The sequence below is a fragment of the Limoniibacter endophyticus genome, from assembly GCF_014652835.1.
In the GTDB taxonomy this organism is placed as follows: Bacteria; Pseudomonadota; Alphaproteobacteria; order Rhizobiales; family Rhizobiaceae; genus Limoniibacter; species Limoniibacter endophyticus.
In genome coordinates this window covers 123,903-146,282 of the sequence record NZ_BMZO01000006.1, presented here as the reverse complement: position 1 = coordinate 146,282, position 22,380 = coordinate 123,903, and the positions used below count along the sequence as shown (strand labels likewise).

Genomic DNA, 22,380 nt, shown 5'->3' with positions numbered 1-22,380 from the left:
GGATGCGAACGCTCCCTCGTGGAATTTTAGGAATAACGATGACAGCGGACCAGCAGCAAGCCAAACTTGTCCTCGAAGGACTGTCTAAGCGATATGGGAATTTCACTGCGCTTGAGCAAACAAGCCTGACGGTTCAGAACGGTGAATTCCTGACATTGCTAGGGCCATCGGGCTCAGGCAAGACCACTTTGCTGCAGATGGTTGCAGGTCTGACGGAACCAAGTGGTGGCAGGTTGCTGGTTGACGGCGCAGACTGGACCTACCGGCCGGTCAACGAACGCGGCATGGGCATGGTTTTCCAGCATTACGCGCTTTTTCCGCACATGACGGTTGCAGAGAATGTCGCCTTTCCCTTGCAGATGCGCAGACTTCCAGCCGCCGAGGTTCGCAGCCGCGTCGAAGAAACCTTGCGCAAAGTGCAGCTCGATAAGTTCTCGCACCGCTTCCCCAAGGAATTGTCGGGTGGTCAACAGCAGCGTGTCGCCCTGGCGAGATGTTTTGTCTTCAACCCCAACGTGATCCTGATGGACGAGCCGCTCGGTGCGTTGGACAAGGCGCTGCGGGAGCATATGCAGCTGGAAATACGGCGTCTGCATAAGGAATACGGAACAACGGTCATCTACGTGACGCACGACCAGGAGGAAGCTCTGGTCATGTCGGACAGAATTTGCGTGATGAACCACGCACGGGTGGAACAGCTCGGGAGTCCGCATCAGATCTACGCCAATCCGGAAACTCTCTTTGCAGCGACGTTCATCGGACATTCCAATGTCCTGAAAGGAAAGCGCGACGGGAGTGACGGGGATTTCGCAAAAGTGCGGACAGCCAGCGGCACATTCTCCGGGCGTGACATGTCGCGCACCCGTTCCGATGAGGTCGCCCTCTCCATACGCCCTGAACATATGCGTCTCGGCGAGGCGCCAACGGGGGAATTCGATAGCGTTCGCGGCAGGCTGACGGACATGGTCTATGTCGGTGTCGAGACAAGACTGCTCATCGCACTGGCCGACGATAGCATAGTGACGCTTCGCCACGACGTTGCAACGGGTGATCTACCTGTCATCGGGGAAGAAGTCGTCACGCATTGGCCGAAAGCTGCTGCGAGGGTCGTCGCATGAGCATCTCTCACGTGACTTCGCGCGCGAGGACATTGCGGCCTGGTCCGATCTGGCTTGCCGTGCCGGCGATTGCCCTCCTCGCCGTGTTCTTCCTGTTTCCAATGGCAAGGCTGTTCGTGCTCGGCATCCAGGATGGCGCCACCGGTGGCTTCACAACAGAGCACTATGAACGGCTCCTGACTGCCCCGGTCTACTGGAGCATTCTCGGCATCACCTTCCGCATCGCTATCCTCACGGCGGTATTTTCGGTGCTGCTCGGTTATCCCCTGGCGTTGTGGCTTTCGCGGATGCAAAGCTCGCGTCAGGCGATGTTGACCTTGCTGGTACTGCTGCCGTTCTGGACCTCCTACCTGGTGAAGACCTTTGCTTGGATGATCCTGCTCGGCAACCGCGGCGTTCTCAATACGCTCTTCATGGATATAGGCCTCATCGATAGGCCTCTTCGGATGATGTATAATGAGCTTGGCGTGATCATCGGCATGGTCCATGCGATGATGCCGCTTGCAGTCCTGACCATGCTTCCAGTGATGAACGGCATAGACCGACGTCTCGCACTGGCTGCGGGAACCTTGGGAGCGAGCCGTTCCGAACGATTCTGGCTGATATATTTCCCGCTCTCAATACCGGGCGCGGCTGCGGCAGGTCTGCTGACCTTCATAACCTCGCTCGGCTTCTTTATTGTCCCCGCCTTCCTGGGTGGACGCGGCCAGACCATGCTTGCGCAAACTATCATCACGCAGGTGCAGGAGCTGGTGAACTGGGCGTTTGCAGCGGTGTTGGCGAGCCTCATGGTTGCCGCAGCGCTGATCGCGATCTGGATTTACAACCGCTTCTTCGGACTCTCGACAATTTCGGGTGCGAGCGCGGACAGCACAACCCCAAGCAATGGCGTACTCAGGCACACGGGCCGGAAGATACTCAGCGCCATGGCGACGCTTAGCCGGCCATTTGATCGCCTGAGCAGGGGCACGAATGCAGGCGAGGGTGGCTTCAAGCTTTATCCCCTGTTAGCGCTGACATTCCTCATCGCTCCGATGTTTGTCGTCTTCCCGATTGCCTTCACCTCCGCCAGTTCGCTGCAGTTCCCACCGCCGGGCTACTCACTGCGTTGGTTTGAGCAATACCTGACCTCTCCGCTCTGGCTCTCCGCCACGTTGCGCTCGTTCGGAGTGGCCTTCGCCACCGCGTTCTTTGCAACCGTTCTCGGCGGTCTGGCGGCGCTTGCTTTGGCACGCAGCAAGTCGCGCTGGAACGGTCCAATCTTCGCGCTGATGCTGGCGCCAATGGTAGTTCCGCGTATCGTCATTGCCGTCGGCCTCTTCTACCTAATGGCACAGCTTGGAATGGTGGCTACAAATACCGGCCTTATTATCGGCCACACGCTTCTCGCCATACCCTACTGCTTCATCACCGTGGGCGCAGTGCTGAACGGGTATGACTGGCGCCTGAACCAGGCGGCGGAGACACTTGGAGCAGGGCGTCTGACGATCTTGCGACGCATCACCCTGCCGCTATTGCGCGGAGGCGTGATTTCAGCTGCCCTTTTCGCCTTCGTTACCTCGTTCGATGAGCTGACGGTCGCGATCTTCATCTCGGGCGGTCTGAAGACGACGCTTCCCAAGCAGATGTGGGACGACATGTTCTTGCAGCTCAATCCGACGCTCGCTGCGGTATCGGTCGTGGTGCTGCTCCTCGTCACCGCCATTCTGCTCGCAGCCCAGAAGCTTCAGAAATGAAATTTGCCAAGGTTCTTTGACCCCTCCGGCTAAATATCAAGGTTTTCGTCGAAATGCAGATCCAAGGATTGGCTAACCGCCTGCAAGTCCTCGCCCACGAGACACCCAACCGAATTTTTGCCAATACCAGCACCGGGCCGCTTACGTTCCAGTGCCTTGCCATGGCCGCGGAGGGTTTTGCCCAGCGCTATTATGATCGCGGCCTGCGCAAGGGCGATCGCGTGGTCGTGATGATGGCAAACAGCCTGTCATCGCTCGCGATCATTCACGGCCTGCTGCGCGCCGGCCTCGTCTGGGTGCCTGTCAACCCGGCTCTAGTGGGCGCTCCACTTGCCCATGTCATCCGTACCGTAGAGCCATCGCTGATCGTCTGCGATCCAGACGTCGCGGCGCGCCTTCCCGCATGCGCAGAAGCGGAAGGAATTCCCGTCGACCAGATGCATGAGGACGAACTGCCAACGGGAGCTTCACCGCTGCCCGCTGCGTTTCCCGAAGCTGGCGATCTGGCCTCTATCATGTTCACTTCCGGCACGACGGGTCCCGCCAAAGGTGTCATGGTGAGCCATATGATGCTGGAATTGGCTGCCGAGGGTGTCGCCCTCTGCGGCGACATGAAGCCCGGCGACAACATGTTCATGTGGGAACCGTTTTATCATATTGGCGGTGCTCAGGTACTGATGGTCCCGCTGTTGCGCGACGTGCATCTGACGATTTCCGACCGTTTCAGCGCGTCGCGTTTCTGGCAACAAGTTGCAGAAGCCGGGTGCACGCATATCCATCATCTAGGCGGCATCATTCAAATTCTTCTCAAGCAGCCCATAAGCGACTGGGAACGCAATCATGCGGTGCGCGTGGCGTGGGGCGGGGGTTGCGCGCCCGTTGCATGGCGTCCTTTTGAGAAGAGGTTCGGTGTACAAATCCGAGAATGCTACGGCATGACCGAGTGTTCGAGCCTGACGACCTGGAACAATGAAGGCGTGGTCGGATCCGTCGGACGCGCAATGCCATGGTTCGAGATCGACCTGAAAGACGAGAACGGCCGAACATTAAAGGCAGGAGACGGTCCGGGCGAGATCGTCGTGCGAACAAGTTTGCCCGGCGCGATCACGCAGGGCTACTACCGGAATCCCGATGCAACGGCCAGGGCCTTGCAGCCTGACGGGTTCCATACAGGCGACCTTGGTTCGTGGGATGAAAACGGCATGCTGTTCTTTCTTGGACGCATGACTGACTCTGTGCGCTGCAAAGGCGAGAATGTTTCAGCCTTCGAGGTAGAGACCGTGGCCAATCTCCATCCAGATGTCGTGGAGTCCGCGATGGTGGGCGTGCCGGGAGAAATAGGGGAGCATGACATACTCCTCTTCTTACAGGTCCGCAGCGGGATCACGATCGATTTCGATCAGCTATGGCACTGGATGGCCGAACGCCTCGCTCCGTATCAAAGGCCGCGCTATTTCAAGGTTGTGGAAGAGTTTCAGCGCACGCCAAGCCAGCGCATTCAAAAGCATCTCCTGCCAAAAGGGCAGGAGGGGCGGTGGGATGCCGCGCAGTTGAAGAAGTCAGCATGAGCAGGAAAGAACCCTCAATGAGCTATGACGTTCTTATCACGGGTACCGGCATGTTCGCCGGCAGGATCGCGCTAGACATTGCGGCAACGGCAAAGACTCCCGTTACCGTAATGATCGCGGGGCGTAATCAAATGCGCCTGGACTGGCTTCGAACGGCCGGAAATGCGCGTGCCGCAATGTTTGGAACGCCTGCGCGTTTCGAAACTCATACGCTCGACCTGCTCAAGCCAGGCGCAAGTGAAGCTCTTCTGGAACTTTACAAGCCGCGACTGGTGGTGCAAGCCGCATCAATCCAGACCTCTACCGTTATCTCCGACCGTGGCTCGCGATGGACTGATCTGGTTGCAGAAGGTGGCCTGAGCGCAACTGCCGTCTTTCAGGCGCTTATTTCGTCGCGCATGGCCAAGGCGATCACGGACATTTCGCCAAGCACAAAGCTGATCAATTGTTCCTTTCCGGACGTGGTCAATGGCATGATCACGGCCATGGGACACAATGTCCTGTGCGGCACCGGCAACGTTGCGATTCTTTCGAACGTCTTCTCCGGCGCACGCGAGCATCTTCCAAAAGGCAGGATGCGCGTCATCGCGCACTACCAGTGCCTTGCGCCATGGCGGTTGAAACCCCAGGAGCGGATGGGATGCCCGGCGCCGCGCGTCTTCATCGATGATGAGGAAATCTCCGACCCCTTCAAAACATTCGAGAATTGCCAACTGACCCCCGAGCCGGCGATTGAAATATCGGGTGCGTCAGGTGTGACGCTCATTCTTGCCCTGATCTCCAATGATGAATGGCAGGGACATGTGCCGGGTCCGAACGGGCTTCCCGGCGGTTATCCCGTCCATCTTCGGGAGGGAGAACTTGTGCTGGATCTGCCTGTTGGCATCTCGGAGACGGAGGCCATTGCCTGGAACGAGGATTTCGAGCGACGCAAGGGGCTGATCGTCGAGGGGGGCACGGCTACCTACCACGGCAGGCTGAAAGATCTTCTGACTGAGGAAGGCTCTGCCCATGCCGAGGGTTTCGAACTGGCCGATCTGGAGCGTGTCTGCTCTGATCTCGTGCAACTGCGCGACCGGCTGATGACGCTTCCCAGCGCGACATAGCAGGAACGCAAATGAGCGCCACACATCCAACGCCTCGGATTTCAGTTGCCGTCCTAGGAGGCGGCATCATAGGCCTATACTCGGCGTTGGAACTGCTGGACCGCGGCTACCAGGTCAGCCTGATCGAACCTGCTGCCCCGGGAGGGCGGCAGGCCGCGTCATACGGCAACGGCACGTGGATCAACGAGGGCGCAATTATCCCGATTTCTCTCCCAGGTTTATGGAAGTCGATCCCTGGATTCCTGCGCGATCCAACCGGGCCGTTCGTCATTCAAGCCAGCCACATCCCCAGAATACTACCTTGGCTTATCCGCTTCGTCGCTGCCGGGAGAAGCTGGCAACGCGTAGAGAGAGATATCCCTGCCCGCCTCGCGTTGCTCAAGGGCGCGGTTTCACACTATCAGGCTCGTGCCGCAAACGCCGGAATGGCCGAGCTCATCGGCACACAAGGCGTCATGTATGTTTATCGAAACCGCGCAGAGTATGAACTTGATCTAAAGGCATGGGATCTGCGTAAGAAATATGGCATCGCGTGCTCGATGCACGAAGGCACCGAACTGCGCAGATACGCTCCGGACCTCTCGCCCGACTACAAGATCGGAATGCGAATATTACCGGCGATTTCCTTGCGGGATCCAGGCGCTTTTTGTGCAGGCCTGGCAAGACTTTTCCAACGCCACGGCGGACGGCTTGTCGCAGCGACGGCAAAGGGCTTTGATCTGAAGGACAACCGTCTTCGAGGCGTGCATACCGATCAGGGAACGGTCACCTGCGATCGTGCAGTGATCGCCGCGGGGATCGGTTCAGCGGGCCTCGCGCGGGCCGCTGGAGATCGAGTTCCGTTGATAGCGGAACGTGGCTATCATATCGAGATACTGGATTGCCCTATTCGCCTCGTCACGAGCCTTATGCCGGCAGACGGCAAAATGGCTGTCGCTAGTACGCGGGCAGGTCTGCGCCTTGCCGGGCAGGTCGAACTTGCATCCTGCTCGAGCGCACCCGACTGGCGCAGGGCACGCATCCAACTTACCCACGCCTGCCGCATGTTTCCGCAAATAAAGGAAAAGATAGAGAACGGGCCGCACGATATGTGGATGGGAAATCGCCCTTCCACACCGGATTGCCTGCCCGTTATCGGCACTTCATCCGGTAGTCCCGATATTTTTCATGCATTTGGCCATGGCCATACCGGCATGGTGATGGCACCCAATACGGCGCGTCTTGTCGCGGGACTTTTAAGCAATGCCGCGCTGGCCATAGATCCGCAGCCATATTCTCCCCGGAGGTTTCGCTTTGTTGCCTGATCTGCTCCACATCTCCAAATCCGATGTTCTGGCCCTGAAAATAACACCCGCGCAGATGAGAGCGTCAATTTCCGACGTATTTGCCGACCTGGCCGCTGGTAAGTGCCGGTTTGAGCCGAAATCACAATTGCAACTGGGCGTCGGTCAAAGTTTTCAAATGATGGCCGCCGCGTCATACACTTGGTCCATGGCGGTCGTGAAATGGGTATCGGTCGTCCCCACTGGACCTGCGTCAAAGCTCCCCGCGATCAGTGCAGTTTTGTGCCTCAACGACACGGAAACCGGTCACCCGCTGGCTTTCATCGACGGCGAAATCATTACATTGCAGCGCACTGCCGCAATGGCGGCAGTATCTGCGCAGCGTCTTGCAAGGGATAATCCCGAGGTGTTGGCACTGGTCGGTTGCGGAGCGCAAGCGCGCAGCCAGCTTCTCGCATTCACCGATGTGTTTCCCTCACTGCGCAAGGTATTATGCCACAGCCGGAGCAGGTCATCTGCCCAGGCTTTGGCTGACATGGCTGCCGAGCATGGATTAGAGGGCGTAGTTATGGAGAGCGCCGACGACCTCATTCGCGATGCTGATATCATCATCTCGATGGTTCCCGCTGCCCCTGATCTCGAACCCTTCCTCGACGCATCCCGTCTCAAGCCGGATGCGCTCGCAGTCATGGTCGATCTCGGCAGAAGCTGGCTGCCAGACAGTTTGACCTGCTTCAGCCAATTCGCCACAGACAGCCTGGAGCAAATGCAACATCCGATGGATGCGCGCGGCCACGAGGTGAAATCTGCAAGAATTAACGCCGATCTGATCTCCGGACTGACGAGAAGCGAAGGAAGGCAAGCCTTCTGCTTCAAGGGGCATTCGGCAGGCGACCTGGCGGCTGCCAAACTGGTTTACGATCTGGCCCGAGAAAAATCGCTCGGGCAGACGCTTAGCAGGTAAGATTTGCAAAGGTCATCGCCTGATCGGAGAAGAGTCTGCTCCGGCACCGGCGATCGCTCTATCTTTTCCGATAAGATCACGGTCCTTCGCAAACCGGCGCTTGTGTCGTCGGCTTTTGCCCCACCTCGACACTATAGGCGCGCAGCCCATTCTGATCGAGCGAGATGATCCGGTAGCAGGGGTTGCCATCGGTCCACCATGGCTGCGGCGTGTCGATATCGGTGATGAAACGATGCGCACAGGCCTGGCCGGAACTATAGCCGATTCCAGAGGCCGTCGTTCCAGCGAGCGGGACGTGGATATGGCCGAATATGACGTGGCGGACGCCCGGCGTATGCGCTTCCAGACGAGCCAGAAGCAAGCCATCATCGTGCATTCCAATCTTATCGAAATGAGCAATGTCGACGTTCATGGGCGGATGATGAACGAAAATGGTTACTGGAAGCGTGCCAGCGTCAGTTAGAGCCGCGTCGAGAAACTCCATCCGGTCAGGGCCGTAAATGCCACCGATGACACCAGCTTCATGGCTGTCGAGGAAAATCAGACGGCCAAAAGCCGTATCAATGAACGATTGAATAAAACCCCGGGGATCACGCGGTTGCTCTGGAAAGGCCAGCACGAAGTTCGAGCGATCATCGTGATTGCCAAGCAGAAGCCGTATATCGCAACGAACGGGAGCAAGAATTTCCTTGAGCAGCGCATATGCCTCAGGCTCGCCGTGATTTCCCAGGTCGCCAGTCAGAACGAGAAGGTCGGCGTCGGAATGTTTTTCGACGATATCTGCAATCGCCGCGCGCAGCTTTTCTTCCGGATCGACTGCGTTGACTATGGTGCCGGAGGGAACGAGGTGGGTGTCTGTGATCTGGATGATCTTCATTCATTTTGCTTTCAAAAAAGCGGCTGCGGATACATGTTCCCGCAGCCGCTTCGTCAAACCTGACTTATTTCATCAAGGCGTTGGTCTGCTCGACGATCTGCTTGAGACCATCTTCCGGCGTCACTTCGCCACGCATGACGCTGCCAATAATGTCGCGCTGGGTGCGCCAGATGCGGACCGAGTCCCCACCCGGATAGCCCGCCCACGGCAGAGAACGGTCGGCCTGAAGCGAAGCTGTCTTCACATTCGGGTTCTCGGCATAATATGGTGCAAGATAATCTTCACCCGTCGCAAGCTTGTTGGTCGGCAAATAGCCGGTAATGCGAACGATGACGTTCTGCGCTTCCGGTCCGGTCACCCATTTCAGATATTTCCAGGCAGCTTCCTGCTTGACCTTGTCCTGCGTCAGCATAACGGCTGAGTTGCCGCCGGTGGGCACGCCACCCTTTTCAGGATTATCTAACGGGAACGTTGCAGTCTTCAACTCGAAACGATCACCGACCAGGCCTTCCACAGTCTGGACATGCGCTGGCGTCGAGAAGATGAAACCGGTGAGACCCGCGCCGAACTGCTGGCGGGACTGGTCCCAGTCAAGAAGGTTCTGATGACCTTCAGTAACGAAACGACGCGTCAGCTTGAGTGCGTTAAGGCCGATCTCATTATCGAAACCAACAGTCTTCGTCGCCTCGTCAACCAGCGTACCACCCTGCTGGAAGATCAGGGCCTGCCAGAGCCAGTCGTCGGGCCACAGGTTGATGTCATAGCCCATGCCGGCCACTTTTTCGTCCTGAGCGTGGATCTTTGCAGCGAGCTCGATCAGGCCTTCAAAAGTCTTCGGCATGTTGTCAGGATCGCCACCAGCCTTCCTGACGAGATCGGCATTGATATAAATGATCGGCGATGAGGCATTGACGGGAAGCCCGTACTGCTTGCCGTCAATGACGCCGAGCGCTGCCATGTTCGGCGTATAGTTCTTGTCGAGAAAAGCCTGTCCGCCTTCAGCCTCGATGAACGGGGCTAGATCAGTGATCTGGTTGCGCGGTGCCAGCGTGTGGACCAGTTCGGCTGTAAGATTGTAGCCCGAAAAATACACATCCGGCAAATTACCCGTCACAGCGGCGCGAAGAACCTGCTGCTGTCCCTCATTATAGCCAGGTGCCGGAGCAAGGAAATTGATCTTGATATCGGGGTTGTTCTTCATGAATTCATCTGCCAGCGGCTGATGAAATTTCGTAAAGCCGGGCAGATTGTACAGGACTTCGAGAGTGACCTGCTCTGCAGAAGCCGGCTGCGAAAAGCTGGTGGCGGCGAGGCCTAGAGCAAGACCACCGAGGACGGTGCGTCGGGTGAACTTCATTGTCATTCTCCGCGGAGTTTGTGGGTTGGCAGGAGGAGAGGGTTATTTCACGCCGGTCATGGTGATGCCGGCGATGAAATGCTTGCGGGCGATAAGGAAGCAGATCACCATCGGGGCCGTGATGATGGTCGCTCCCGCCATGAGCGCGCCGTAATTTGCTCCGGACTCGACATCAGCAAAGAACAGCATGCCGAGCGGCGGCGGTGCGAGATTCGTGTCGGACACCACGATCATCGGCCAATAGAGATCGTTCCAGTGGGCAACGAGCGAGAAGACCGAAAAGGCAGCAAGCGACGGCAGCGAACCGCGCAGCACAAGCCGCCAGCAAATTTCCATCTCGGAGAATCCATCCATGCGGGCCGCTTCGATGATTTCATCAGGGTAGCTGCGGAAGGACTGATGGAAGAGAAAAATCGCAAAGACCGAGAGAAAGAACGGCATCATCATTGCGAAGTAGGTGTTGAGCAGTTGCGCCTTGGCCAGCCCTACGAAAAGCGGCAAGGCAAGCGCCTGAATGGGTACGCACAGTGCGGCAATCACCAGGGTGAGCAGGAGTTTACGTCCTGGAAAGCGCAGCTTTGCAAGGGCATAGGCCGCCGGGACTGCGGTTAGTATCTGGACGATCAGAATACCGAAACAAACAATCATACCGTTAAGCATGAAGCGTGCCATCGGCACCTGACTGGCCGCGCGCGTGTAGTTGTCCACGGCAGTGAAGTTTTCAGGAATAGGCCACAGCGAAACGCTGAAGATTTCAGCTGGAGACCGTATCGAGGTCAGCACCATCCAATAGAAGGGCAGAAGCATCGCAAATGCACCGACGGACAGGATTGCATGAGGGAAGTACTTGCGGAGTGCGCTCATCAGTAATGTACCTTCCGATCCATGTGCAGGGTCTGGCCGATGGACAAGACCAGTACTATCGCAAGGAAGATCAGGGTAAGCGCTGCTGCATAACCCGTATTGGCATATTCGAAGCCTTCCAGATAAAGCGCGAATAGAAGCACTTCCGAGCCAGAACGGCCTTTTGTCAGCACAGCCACCGTCTCGAAAACCTTGAACGCGGAGATCGATGTCGTGACGACGACGAACATGGTTGTCGGTCCAAGCATAGGCCACGTTACAGTCAGGAACCGGTCTATCGGGTTCTTTGCTCCATCGAGTCTTGCCGCCTCGTGCAGGTCTTTGGGGATGGCCGTCAGGCCGGCCAGAAAGAGCACCATATTGAAACCCAGGACCTGCCAGATGCCTATCAGCGCCATTGTGGGAATGAGCAACGAAGGATTCGACAGGAATGCCACGGGCTCGAAGCCGAACCATTTAATGGCCGCATTGACCGGGCCGAGCGATGGATGCAGCAAAAACTGCCAGACGGTCGCCATCGCAACCAAGGTCGCTGTTACAGGAAGAAAGTAGGCGATTTCCCAGAAGGCACGACTGTGCTTGCGATTATAAACGAGGAGAGCGGCCCCCAACGCAAGAAACACGCCTGCTGGAATAACGATGATCGCATAGAGGACCGTGTTCTTCAGCGCACGCATGAAAACAGGGTCGGCAAACGCAGCCGTAAAATTATCCAGGCCGACAAACTGCGTCGAAAGGGCTCCTAATCGGTAATCCGTGACTGAAAATCCTGCGAGCACTATGATCGGGATAATGTAAATAGCGATCAGCAGAAGCGTTGCGGGAAGCGCGAACAAGATGCCACGTCGCGCCATGCGGCGTGCCGTCGACGAGGTTCGCGACGGAGCCTGCAATTGCGCAGCGCTTGCGGTCGTTACCATACTCACGCCGGCACCTGTTCGCAGGTTTCAACGACATAACGTTTTTCGTCCGCCCCAAAGAGATGCGCATGACTTCTGCTTATCCCGAGCGAAATAAGGCCATCGGCATCGACGTCGAGGTTCTCGCCTGCCTTCTGACGCATGATGATCCGGACATTTTGATCATCCAGCAGCTCGCAACTGACAAAACGATCGGCACCCTGCGTTTCCACGCGGATCACCCGCGCCTCAAGGCCGTGCGGGGAGACGGTAATGTCCTCTGCACGAATGCCAAGCGTTGCGGGACCAATAGCGGCATCTTTCGCTCGCAATCCAAGGGTGCGACCAAACAATGACACCACCGTTCTGTTGTCGATTTCAACGGGCAGGAGATTTATGGACGGCGTGCCAATGAAACGTGCCACGGTGAGCGTGGCGGGACGTTGATAAAGTTCGTCCGGCGTACCAAGTTGTTCGATGCGCCCTTCGGACATGAGCGCGATACGATCCGACATGGTCATCGCTTCGATCTGATCATGCGTGACGTAGATGAAGGTCGCCTTCAGGCTGCGATGCAAGGCCGTCAATTCCTCGCGCATATGTGCGCGCAGCTTGGCATCAAGATTGGAAAGCGGTTCATCCATGAGGAATGCTGCCGGCGAGCGAACGAGCGCTCTCGCCAATGCAACACGCTGACGCTGCCCACCTGACAACTGCGCCGGCTTACGATCCAGCAGATGAGAAATCTGCAGAAGTTCGGCCGACTGACGCACGGCAGCATTGATTTTTTCCAGGGCATCAGCGCGCCCTGGTGCAAGACCACCAACAACGGGCAGACGCGCGGCAAGGGATAGCTGCCGCATTCTCAACGGCGTCGAGATGTTTTGATGCACCGTCATGTGCGGATAAAGTGCATAGGACTGGAACACCATCGCGAGATTACGATCGCTTGGATCGGTGTCAGTCACATCCTGATCATTAATCTGAACGCTGCCTCGGTCAGGCGCTTCAAGCCCGGCGATGATACGGAGCAGGGTGGATTTTCCGCACCCGGACATGCCGACGAGCGACAAGAATTCACCCGGCCTGATAGAAAGGTCGATCCCCTTGAGAACTTCTTCCTTACCGAAGGTCTTGCCGATTCCTTTCAGTTCCAGCGATTGCGAAAGCATTACGCACTCCTTTTGGGGCGGCATATGCATCCGGTTGATGACAGAGAGACGACAAAACCAATACCGGTTGATGACAGTCCCCAGGCGCATCGTTATAGATCCCGCAACAGTGCGGAAAGTAGAGGCGCGCACGAGGCCAACGCTTTGACCGGCGTCTTTTTTTAGCCTGGTTGAAGATGAACGTGTCAGTCTGCGATCACTAAACGCGCACTGGAACGGACAATAAATTCGGGGTCCAGCTGGACAGTAGAGGGGGCTGCGAGAGGATTAACCAGTCGCCGCTCAAGCTGCCTGACGGCGCGCGCCGCCATTTCGCCCGGATCTTGTCTGAAGGTCGTAAGCTGATAGGAGTCCCAGGCTGACTCGGGAATATCATCAAATCCTACAACGGAAACATCGTCGGGAACACGCAGTCGAAACCTGCCTCGAGCCGCGTCCATCAAGCCGAGCGCAATCAGATCATTGACGCAGAAAACAGCCTGCGGACGCGATTTCCTGCCGAACAATTCCGCAGCGGCCTGCTGACCGCCAGCGTAGTCGGAATCGCCGCAATATGCGATATCTACGGTTGCACCAAGACGTCGCGCTTCGCTGACAAATGCCTGCTCACGCTCGACCAAGCTCGGGGTTCCAGTCGCAGAACCGGCAATGGCAAGGCGTGTATATCCGTTAAGCACAAACAACGCCGCTGCCTTGAGGGCTGCACCATGATTATTTATCCGAACGTGGTCGCAATCCGCTTCGGAGCGACCGATCATAACAAGTGGCTGCCCGTTAAGACGAGCAAGCTCTACGAGTGAAGCCGGTGGTGAACCGGAAAGGACGATCGTTGCTTCCGAGCGGTAGCCGAAGAGTGCCGTCTGGGCAGCGCTCAATTCCTGCTCGGAACTTCCCGCATTAATGAGGAAAGGGATGTTGCCGCGCTTGATCAGAAGGCGGGTGAGCGCAGCCACAAGATGGGCCCTGAAGCCGACTTCCGGTTTGGTCACGATCAAGCCGACCAGACGGCTGCGGTTCGCGAGCAGGCCACGCGCCAGATCGTTGACCTGATACCCCAGGACGGATGCCGCCTCCATCACCTTCGCTCGTGTCGCCTCCGATATGCTGGCACCTGGTGTGAATGCGCGTGATACGGCCGACCGGGATACACCGGCACGGTCAGCAACCTGCTGTGCGCTGACAAAGCCCGACGATCCTGCTTCATCCTTTTTCTTCAATGACCTACCTTCGAAAGAACGTCGGATTTCAAAAACCGTTCGACAATAAACATAAAACCTACTGAGGGTATCAAAAGCAACAAGGCGGTAATCGACGCGATCTGATAATTGCCTCCGGAACTCGCCGTATATAGCAGTAGCGGCAGGGTGTTCACGTCGGGTGCGCCAACGAAGTAGCTACCGGTGAATTCGTCAAGCGATTCAAGAAACACGAAGATCGCGCTGGCAAGGAGGCCTGGCGCGGCAAGCGGCAGGCTTACATCCCTGAACGCGCGGATCGGCCCTGCTCCGATCGAACGCGCGGCTTCCTCCAGTTCCGTGTCCACGGCGGAGAATGCCGCAGTTGCAATCCACACGGCATAGACTAGTCCATGCGTGACATGAACGAGCACCACACCGGCCACCGTGCCATTCAAGCCGAACTGATAGAAAATGCGGGCTATGTTGACGTATACAGGGAGATTGGGGAACGCCTGCGGAATGAGAAAAGTGAGCAGGATCAGCGCGCGGAAAGGCAGTTTCAGGCGCGCAAGAGCATAGCCAGCAGGCACTGCAAGTGCCATTGCCACAATCACGGTAAGTGTAGCAACCATAATGCTGTTTGATAGCGATTCCATCGCTGTGCCGCGAGGCGAGAACACGCGTCCCCAATAACTCAGACCATATTCCAGCGGCAGCACATGGGGAAAGTACCAGCGTTCGGCAACGGTCCATAAGAGGAGATTGGTCAGCGGTCCGAAGATGATGAAGGCAAGAAGCCCCAGGATGACTGCGCGGGGGACCCAAAACCAATCAATAGCAAACAAGGCACGAGGCTGAGAGGGCACATGATCGATCGTGCTCATGAGCGTTCTTTCATCGTTTGTCGTAGGTAAAACCAGCCCACGCAGGCGCTGGCTACGAGTGAAATGAGGCCCAGCGCATTGGCGACCCCATAATCGCCATAGGCATTGATGCGAAACGCAATATCAGCGGTGATCATTGTGGGTGTCTGAGCGTTGATCATCAACGGCACCGACAGAACCGACATCATCGTCACAAAGGACAGCACAAGACCAACCATCAAGGTGGTTGCAACTTGCGGAACGATGATTTCAATCAGGATACGCAGACGCGAAGCACCCAGATTGCGCGCGGCCTCCATGTTGCTGCGGTCGATCGAGGCCATTGCACCGGCAACCAGCATCGTGACGAAGGGCGTTTGTTTCCAAACGAAGGCGATGACAATGCCGCGCCAATCCAGAAAGCTGACGGCTTGCAACGGTGTTATGATGCCCGCACCTACGAGAATATTATTCATCAGCCCGTTCTTGGCGAGGAACGTACGCAGTATCTGCCCGACAACTATAAAGGGAATGAAGAGTGGCCAACGATAGAGCCAACGCAAGATGGCAACGGCACGCGGGTTTTCGCCAAGAACGAGATAACCGCCGATCGCTATCGAGAGGACTCCGATGATGGCGGTGGAAAGCGAGACGATCACCACGGTGAAGATAATATCCGAAGTATAAAGCTGGAAGGATTTGGTAAAATTACCAAATCCAAAACCATCTGCGACCTCGAACGCACCGATAAGCGAATTGCCCAGCGGAACGACGAACAGAAGCACGATCACAGCCAGTGCAGGCAGCACAAGCAGCAATCCAAGTAATCGCGTCGAAATGGTTTGCATCGCCCCTCCAAAAAAGGAACCGCCCGCACAAAGCGGACGGCCCCCTCGAATAAAAGTTGCTTAATTGGTCACATGACGTTCGTAGGCTTCCAGAATTGCGTCATTGTACGGCGCAATCGGGAAGGGCTTGCCGAAATTCGCTAGATCCTCCGGCGTGACATCCGTGAACAGTTTATTCCAGGTCGCTTCGTCGAGTTCGGCCTCAACGTGCTGGGCGTCGATACCCGGGTACCAGTTGAACCTCTCGACAATGCCTTCAGCCTGCACTTTGGCGCTGGTGGCCAGCTCCACGAACTTCTCAGCCAAGTCTTTGTTCTTTGCCTTGGCCGGGATCACATAGTGCATCGGCTGACCAGGCATGCCGGGTGCTGGCAATACGAGTTTGAATTCCGGCGGCAACTGGCCGTTGGTCTGCCAGGAGTAGAACATGTCTACCCAGACAGGGCCGATCGCGATCTCGCCGCGTGACAGAAGGTCGAGTGTGCCCGCATTGCCCGGCGTCAGGGTGGCGTTTGTCGTGAAATCGGCGAGGCTGTCAAAAGCCTTGTTCCACTTGTTGGTTTCGGCTTCCTCGAACGGGCCATTCATCAGCTTGTCGGCGTCGCCTTCGCCAAACGCATAAATCCAGCCCATGACGAAGCTGACGCCCGATGCTCCGCCCTTGATGCCGTTGTAGCCGAACTGTTTCGGATTTTCATTCGCCCATACCACGAGTTCTTCGTAGCTCTTCGGCGGGTTCGCCACCAGGGCCGGATTATATGCGAGCGCCGTCTGGCTATTGAACATAGGCATGACATAGCCTTTGACCTGGGCACCGAGCGCCATGTCCGCATTCGAGCGCGTGACGAGCGATCCCGAGGCTATCCGGTCCCGATAAGCTTCGAGGTAGCCGGCTTCCACCATCGGTCCGGCGAACTTCTCATGAACGACGGCAACGTCGGCGTCCCACGTCTCGATACCGGCCTTCTTCTGGGCCTCGAAGCGCTCGACGATCTTCTGCGACCCTGCATCACCAGGACCAGTACCGATGGCACGGACGCTGTTACCCGGGTTCTGTTCCTCGAAAAGCGGCCCAAGATATTCGTTAATATAATCGACCATGTTCTGGTCGCCCGCAGTCAGAACAGTCAGTTCCGCTGCTGCCGCCGGCGATGCCGCGAAACCAAGTATCAGTGTTGCCTGAAGGGTTTTCTTCATGAGTTGTGTCTCCGTTGATCGCGATTCTTCATGCTTACGATGCCTCCAGAACACGGGCTTTTTCCCCGTCGTTCTGGGAACTGGTTTGCGGCCGCCCCGAGGCGCCATGCGTGTTGAACAGGAAGAGATTTGACGCCGAGACGCGCACGCGCACCACCTGACCTAATGCCCATGGCTGGGCGCCATCGACAAGCAGGAGGTCCTGACCAATGCGAACCGAATGCCGCCACGCGCCACCGGGATAGCTTACCGCTTCAACTTGACCGGTCAGATCGAGAGCGCCTGTCGTCTGCGTCGATCCAGGCTCGTCTGGCAACAGCTCCGCACCTTCAGCTCGGAATCGCGCCTCGTAGGAACCACTTACGAGTCCACGCCCGTCAAGCGGTAGAACCGCTCTGCCGTTGGCAGGGCCAGCGTCGATCATGACGACATCGCCACTGACACTTCCTGAAAGAGCAAGTGTATTTTCTGCTCCCATGAAAGCTGCAACGAAGGGTGAAACTGGCCTATTGAAAACGTCTTCCGGTCTGCCCTGCTGGGCGATGCGACCGGCATTCATAATGACGATGCGGTCGGCCATGACCATGGCTTCTTCACGATCATGCGTGACATGAACCGCAGTAATGCCAAGACGCTTCTGCAAGGCGCTAATGTCGTGCCGCACTTTGAGCCGGATGCGCGCGTCGAGATTGGAGAGCGGCTCGTCGAGAAGCAATATCTCAGGATCGATCGCGAGTGCGCGCCCAAGCGCGACGCGCTGGCGTTGTCCGCCGGAAAGAGCAGCAGGCTTGCGTTGACCAAGATCGGCCAATCCAAGTAAATCCTGCAGCTCCGTTACGCGGCGTACGATGTCGTTACGCGGCGTGCCACGGAGCTTGAGCCCGTAGCCGATATTCTGCGCCACGGTCATATGCGGCCACAAGGCATAGGACTGAAACATGAGCGCCATGCCACGCTTGTCCGGTGGCAGATGCGTAACATTTTTTCCTCCAACGAAGATGGAGCCTGCTTGCGCCTTCGCAAAACCCGCGATTGTTCGAAGGAGTGTCGTCTTCCCGCAACCGGACGAGCCCAGCAGCGCAACGAACTCGCCTTTGCGAATGGAAAGGTCGAGTCCTTCCAGAATCTTCGCCTGATTATAGGCTACCGATATATTCTCGACCCTCAGAAAGTCGGTTTCGCTCATTTTCATTCCTTGCACAGCCGTGCATCGCTGGTTGTACGAGCAACGCTTAAGCGGATCACATGACGGGCAGATGACTGTAGGAATGATTTTACGAGATGCGCCTGTCGGCTCGACAACGGCAGCGAGGAAGTTTCAGTCGTACCCCTTATCCATCTCGCGGATGATGCAAACCCTATGAAAATGTCTATGCTAGAACGATTGCCTTGCTAAACTGATTTCGAACGCCCAGCTGATGAAAGGAAATCCCATGAGCCTGCGCATCAATGACATTGCGCCTGACTTCACAGCGGAGACCACCCAGGGGACAATTCACTTCCACGATTGGATCGGCGACGGTTGGGCCGTGCTTTTCTCGCATCCCAAGAATTTCACGCCAGTCTGCACGACCGAACTTGGCACGATGGCCGGACTGGAGCGCGAATTCACGAAGCGTAACGTGAAGATCATCGGCATGTCCGTGGATCCGGTAGATAGCCATGACAAGTGGAAGGACGATATCAAGATTGCTACAGGCTTTAACGTAGAATATCCGTTGATAGGCGATAAAAAACTGGAGGTTGCCAAGCTCTACGACATGCTGCCTGCCGAAAGCGGTGGTTCCTCGGAAGGGCGCACGCCCGCCGATAATGCGACTGTGCGCTCTGTATACGTGATTGGACCCGACAAGAAGATCAAGTTGATCCTGACGTATCCGATGACGACCGGCCGCAATTTCGATGAAATTTTGCGCGCCATCGATTCCATTCAGTTGACGGCGAAGCACCAGGTTGCGACGCCTGCGAACTGGCAGCAGGGCGACGACGTCATCATCACAGCTGCCGTGTCCAACGAAGACGCCATCGAGCGCTTCGGATCCTACGAGACTGTGCTGTCCTATCTGCGCAAGGCCAAGCAACCTTCCTAGCACGGCATTACGAAAGTCAGGTTTCAGGGAGGGATCAACATGTCTGAGCTCGGAGATCTGCACATATTCGCCAAAGTGGTCGCCTTGCGGAGCATGTCGGAAGCGGCAAGGTCACTCGGCATTGCGCCTGCCGTCGTTTCGAAGAGCATAAAACGTCTGGAAGAAAGCCTGGGCGTGCGCCTTCTGCAACGCACGACGCGCCGGATAACCGTTACGGAGCTTGGTCAGGACTATTATAAACGCATCGCGAATGCTTTGAACGATCTGGAGGAGGCGACGCTGCTCGTATCCGGGCAGGCCGACGAGGCCAGTGGTCTTCTGCGGGTTTCCGCACCAACATCGTTTGGGCGCATGCATATCGCGCCGCATCTCGGCACCTTCATGCAGTCGCACCCACGACTTAACGTCGAGCTTAATCTTTCCGATGATATTGTCGACGTGATCGCCGATGGATATGACATCGCCGTGCGCATCACCGAACCCCGCGACAGTAGCCTGATCGGCCGGAAGCTTGCACGCGTCCGACGCGTATTGTGCGCGTCGCGAGAATATGTGGCGAAGTACGGCTATCCACAAACCATCGATGATCTGAAAACGCACCGGTGTCTGCAAGCGCATGGGGGAGGCCCATGGCATCTCGAAGGCCCGGAGGGACCGCTGACAATCAGACCCGAGAGCGCCTTGCTTACTAATTCCAGCGAAGTTGTGCGTGAAGCGACCATCAGTGGCCTCGGCATAGCATTACGCTCGACATGGGACGTGGGGGAGGAGTTGCACATCGGCAAGCTGGTCCGGGTTCTGCCTTCTTACGAAGGCTCGCGGAACATCTGGATTTCCGCCGTCTTCGCTTCGCGCCAGCACGTGCCAATGAAGATACGTGCCTTCGTGGAATATCTGGTCGCCCTCTACGGACCGCGCGCACCGTGGGACAGAATGATGTGATTATTCCCTTGACGGAATAAGTAACTTTCCATTTTCGCCGTTGCCGCAGAACCCGGTTTAACCCATTCTTTGGGTAACGACTGGGAGGTCCACATGCCCCGCATAACAACTTACAACTTGCAGATTGAAAGCGAACTCCACGCGTTCCTGATTGACGAGGCGCTACCGGGGACGGGTATCGAAGCGGATGATTTTTTCCAAAGCCTCTCGGCAATCGTGGAGGATCTTGCTCCCAAGAATCTCGAGTTGTTGGCAAAACGAGACACATTCCAGGACAAAATCGACAACTGGCATCGCGATCATGGCGCTTCAACAGATTTGTCCGCGTATCGGGCGTTCCTTGAAGAGATTGGCTATCTTCTGCCGGAAGGTCCCAATTTCAAGATCGAAACGCGGAATGTTGATCCTGAAATGAGCAGCATTGCCGGCCCACAACTGGTCGTTCCGATCATGAATGCGCGCTATGCGCTCAATGCAGCCAATGCACGCTGGGGGTCGCTTTATGACGCGCTCTACGGGACAGACGCGATTTCGGAAGCATCTGGTGCGACGCGTAGCGGCGCCTATAATCCGGAGCGGGGCGAAAAGGTCATCGGCTGGGTGCGCTCCTTTCTCGATGATGTCGCTCCTCTGGGAGATGGTTCCTGGAGGCAGGCGAGTGGCTTTACCGTGGATCGCGGTGTTCTGAAAATCCACAGAGCAGGAAAAGCAAGTTCCGATCTCTTCGATCCGGCGCAGTTCGCCGGCTATCGTGGCAGCAAGGAAAAACCGGAGGCTGTCATTCTCGTCAATCACGGCCTTCATATCGACATTATCATCGATCCGCGCACACCGATCGGTAGCGTAGACACGGCGGGCATTTCCGACGTCCTTCTGGAATCGGCGCTGACCACGATCATGGATTGCGAAGATTCAGTCGCGGCCGTCGATGCACAAGACAAGACGCTCGTCTATCGCAACTGGCTCGGATTGATGAAAGGCGACCTTGAAGAAACCGTGGCGAAAAACGGTAAGCAGATCATCCGCAGGCTTAATCCGGACCGCACGTTTATAGGGCGGAATGGCACTGAAGAGTCGTTGAAAGGGCGCTCGTTGATGCTTGTGCGTAATGTCGGACATCTCATGACAAATCCAGCCATCCTGGATCGGGACGGCAACGAAATCCCCGAAGGCATTCTCGACGCGATGGTTACCAGCCTTATTGCGTTGCACGATATCGGGCCGAACGGGCGGCGCGCCAATTCGACGAGTGGATCACTGTACATCGTGAAGCCGAAGATGCATGGCCCCGAGGAAGTCGCCTTTGCCTGCGAACTGTTCGCGCGCGTCGAAGACGCACTCGGAATGACCCGCAACGTCATCAAGATCGGCCTGATGGATGAGGAACGACGCACGACGGTCAATCTCAAGGAATGCATCAGGGCCGCGAAAGAGCGTCTGGTATTCATCAACACCGGCTTTCTCGACCGGACCGGCGATGAAATCCATACGTCGATGGAAGCGGGCATCATGATGCGCAAGGCCGACATGAAGAGGGCGGTCTGGCTTCAGGCGTATGAAAACTGGAACGTCGATAATGGTCTCGCAGCAGGCCTTTCCGGCGTGGCTCAGATCGGCAAGGGTATGTGGGCGATGCCGGACCTGATGGCGGATATGCTGGAGCAGAAAATCGGTCACCCGAAAGCCGGCGCAAGTACAGCCTGGGTTCCATCACCGACCGCGGCAACGCTACACGCCACGCACTACCATCGTATCAACGTGCACGAGGTGCAGCAAACCTTGACAGAACGCCCTCGCGCCAAGCTTGATGATATTCTCTCCATTCCGGTTGCACCGCGCCCCAACTGGACAGATGAAGAGATCCAACAGGAACTGGACAATAATGCGCAAAGTATCCTGGGTTACGTCGTGCGCTGGATCAATCAGGGCATCGGTTGCTCCAAAGTGCCGGACATAAATAATGTCGGCCTGATGGAAGATCGTGCAACCTTGCGCATTTCCGCCCAGCATATAGCCAACTGGTTGCGACATGGATTAGTCGACAAGAGCCGTGTTGAAGACACGTTCCGACGCATGGCGCAAGTCGTGGACCGGCAGAACGCAGGCGATCCGGATTATATCGCCATAGGAAAGAACCCTCACGACTCCATTGCGCTCCAAGCGGCTCTTGAACTGGTTCTTGAAGGAACAAAACAGCCAAACGGCTATACCGAACCCTGCCTGCACAAACGCCGGCGCGAATTCAAGGCCTCCATTGCGCGTCCTGCCAAAAACGAAGCGCTTGAGGCTTGAGTCCAGGCTATACGCTACGGTTCGCA

General features: G+C 56.8%; 19 protein-coding genes. 9 read left to right on the top strand and 10 right to left on the bottom strand.

The genetic code is table 11. The features are described 5' to 3' along the window. Window positions 1–38 precede the first annotated feature (38 nt). The 6 genes from IE151_RS10180 to IE151_RS10155 are packed head-to-tail and all read left to right on the top strand — an operon-like array spanning window position 39 to window position 7,775. The gene (locus IE151_RS10180) at window positions 39–1,118 is read left to right on the top strand and encodes an ABC transporter ATP-binding protein (protein WP_189489903.1); all 1,080 of its coding nucleotides are present in this window, start codon (window positions 39–41) and stop codon (window positions 1,116–1,118) included. Then, window positions 1,115–2,854, top strand: coding sequence for an ABC transporter permease subunit (locus IE151_RS10175; protein ID WP_189489902.1), 1,740 nt, complete (start codon window positions 1,115–1,117; stop codon window positions 2,852–2,854). Before IE151_RS10180 ends, IE151_RS10175 begins: the two co-directional genes overlap by 4 nt. A 53-nt stretch (window positions 2,855–2,907) precedes the next feature. Then, window positions 2,908–4,422, top strand: a complete 1,515-nt coding sequence (locus tag IE151_RS10170; protein ID WP_189489901.1) for an AMP-binding protein — start codon at window positions 2,908–2,910, stop codon at window positions 4,420–4,422. A gap of 17 nt (window positions 4,423–4,439) precedes the next feature. Next, the gene (locus IE151_RS10165; protein ID WP_189489900.1) at window positions 4,440–5,528 is read left to right on the top strand and encodes a hypothetical protein; all 1,089 of its coding nucleotides are present in this window, start codon (window positions 4,440–4,442) and stop codon (window positions 5,526–5,528) included. Between the two features lie 11 nt (window positions 5,529–5,539). Further along, entirely contained in the window at window positions 5,540–6,832 is a 1,293-nt protein-coding gene (locus IE151_RS10160) for an NAD(P)/FAD-dependent oxidoreductase (protein ID WP_189489899.1), read from the top strand. Continuing rightward, window positions 6,825–7,775, top strand: coding sequence for an ornithine cyclodeaminase family protein (locus tag IE151_RS10155; protein WP_189489898.1), 951 nt, complete (start codon window positions 6,825–6,827; stop codon window positions 7,773–7,775). Before IE151_RS10160 ends, IE151_RS10155 begins: the two co-directional genes overlap by 8 nt. A 76-nt stretch (window positions 7,776–7,851) precedes the next feature. On the opposite strand, the gene IE151_RS10150 is transcribed toward IE151_RS10155, so the two are convergent. The 10 genes from IE151_RS10150 to IE151_RS10105 all read right to left on the bottom strand — a co-directional run bounded on the left by IE151_RS10150 (window position 7,852) and on the right by IE151_RS10105 (window position 18,216). After that, the gene (locus IE151_RS10150) at window positions 7,852–8,652 is read right to left on the bottom strand and encodes a phosphodiesterase (protein WP_189489897.1); all 801 of its coding nucleotides are present in this window, start codon (window positions 8,650–8,652) and stop codon (window positions 7,852–7,854) included. A 64-nt stretch (window positions 8,653–8,716) separates the two neighbouring features. Continuing rightward, window positions 8,717–10,009, bottom strand: a complete 1,293-nt coding sequence (locus IE151_RS10145; protein ID WP_189489896.1) for an ABC transporter substrate-binding protein — start codon at window positions 10,007–10,009, stop codon at window positions 8,717–8,719. A gap of 42 nt (window positions 10,010–10,051) precedes the next feature. Next, on the bottom strand, window positions 10,052–10,873 hold the full coding sequence (locus IE151_RS10140; protein ID WP_189489895.1) for a carbohydrate ABC transporter permease: 822 nt from the start codon (window positions 10,871–10,873) through the stop codon (window positions 10,052–10,054). Beyond that, a complete protein-coding gene (locus tag IE151_RS10135) occupies window positions 10,873–11,793 on the bottom strand; it encodes a carbohydrate ABC transporter permease (RefSeq protein WP_244636708.1) in 921 nt (306 codons plus the stop codon). Before IE151_RS10135 ends, IE151_RS10140 begins: the two co-directional genes overlap by 1 nt. A 2-nt stretch (window positions 11,794–11,795) precedes the next feature. Then, on the bottom strand, window positions 11,796–12,944 hold the full coding sequence (locus tag IE151_RS10130) for an ABC transporter ATP-binding protein (RefSeq protein WP_189489893.1): 1,149 nt from the start codon (window positions 12,942–12,944) through the stop codon (window positions 11,796–11,798). 185 nt (window positions 12,945–13,129) lie between these two features. Continuing rightward, window positions 13,130–14,161 (bottom strand): LacI family DNA-binding transcriptional regulator, encoded by a 1,032-nt coding sequence (locus tag IE151_RS10125; RefSeq protein ID WP_189489892.1) that lies wholly within the window; start codon window positions 14,159–14,161, stop codon window positions 13,130–13,132. Continuing rightward, window positions 14,158–15,006 (bottom strand): ABC transporter permease, encoded by an 849-nt coding sequence (locus tag IE151_RS10120; RefSeq protein WP_189489891.1) that lies wholly within the window; start codon window positions 15,004–15,006, stop codon window positions 14,158–14,160. The genes IE151_RS10125 and IE151_RS10120 overlap by 4 nt, the downstream gene beginning before the upstream one ends. Then, window positions 15,003–15,824 (bottom strand): ABC transporter permease, encoded by an 822-nt coding sequence (locus IE151_RS10115; protein ID WP_189490018.1) that lies wholly within the window; start codon window positions 15,822–15,824, stop codon window positions 15,003–15,005. Before IE151_RS10115 ends, IE151_RS10120 begins: the two co-directional genes overlap by 4 nt. A 69-nt stretch (window positions 15,825–15,893) precedes the next feature. Further along, entirely contained in the window at window positions 15,894–17,030 is a 1,137-nt protein-coding gene (locus IE151_RS10110; protein WP_189489890.1) for an ABC transporter substrate-binding protein, read from the bottom strand. Window positions 17,031–17,064: 34 nt separating this feature from the next. Continuing rightward, window positions 17,065–18,216 (bottom strand): ABC transporter ATP-binding protein, encoded by a 1,152-nt coding sequence (locus IE151_RS10105; protein WP_189489889.1) that lies wholly within the window; start codon window positions 18,214–18,216, stop codon window positions 17,065–17,067. Between the two features lie 247 nt (window positions 18,217–18,463). On the opposite strand from IE151_RS10105, the gene IE151_RS10100 reads away from it, so the two are divergent. From IE151_RS10100 to IE151_RS10090, 3 genes are all read left to right on the top strand, one after another. Beyond that, complete coding sequence (locus IE151_RS10100) at window positions 18,464–19,120, top strand: peroxiredoxin (RefSeq protein ID WP_189489888.1); 657 nt, start codon at window positions 18,464–18,466, stop codon at window positions 19,118–19,120. A 39-nt stretch (window positions 19,121–19,159) separates the two neighbouring features. Next, entirely contained in the window at window positions 19,160–20,062 is a 903-nt protein-coding gene (locus IE151_RS10095) for a LysR family transcriptional regulator (protein WP_189489887.1), read from the top strand. Window positions 20,063–20,155: 93 nt separating this feature from the next. After that, window positions 20,156–22,354, top strand: a complete 2,199-nt coding sequence (locus IE151_RS10090) for a malate synthase G (RefSeq protein WP_189489886.1) — start codon at window positions 20,156–20,158, stop codon at window positions 22,352–22,354. Window positions 22,355–22,380 lie beyond the last annotated feature (26 nt).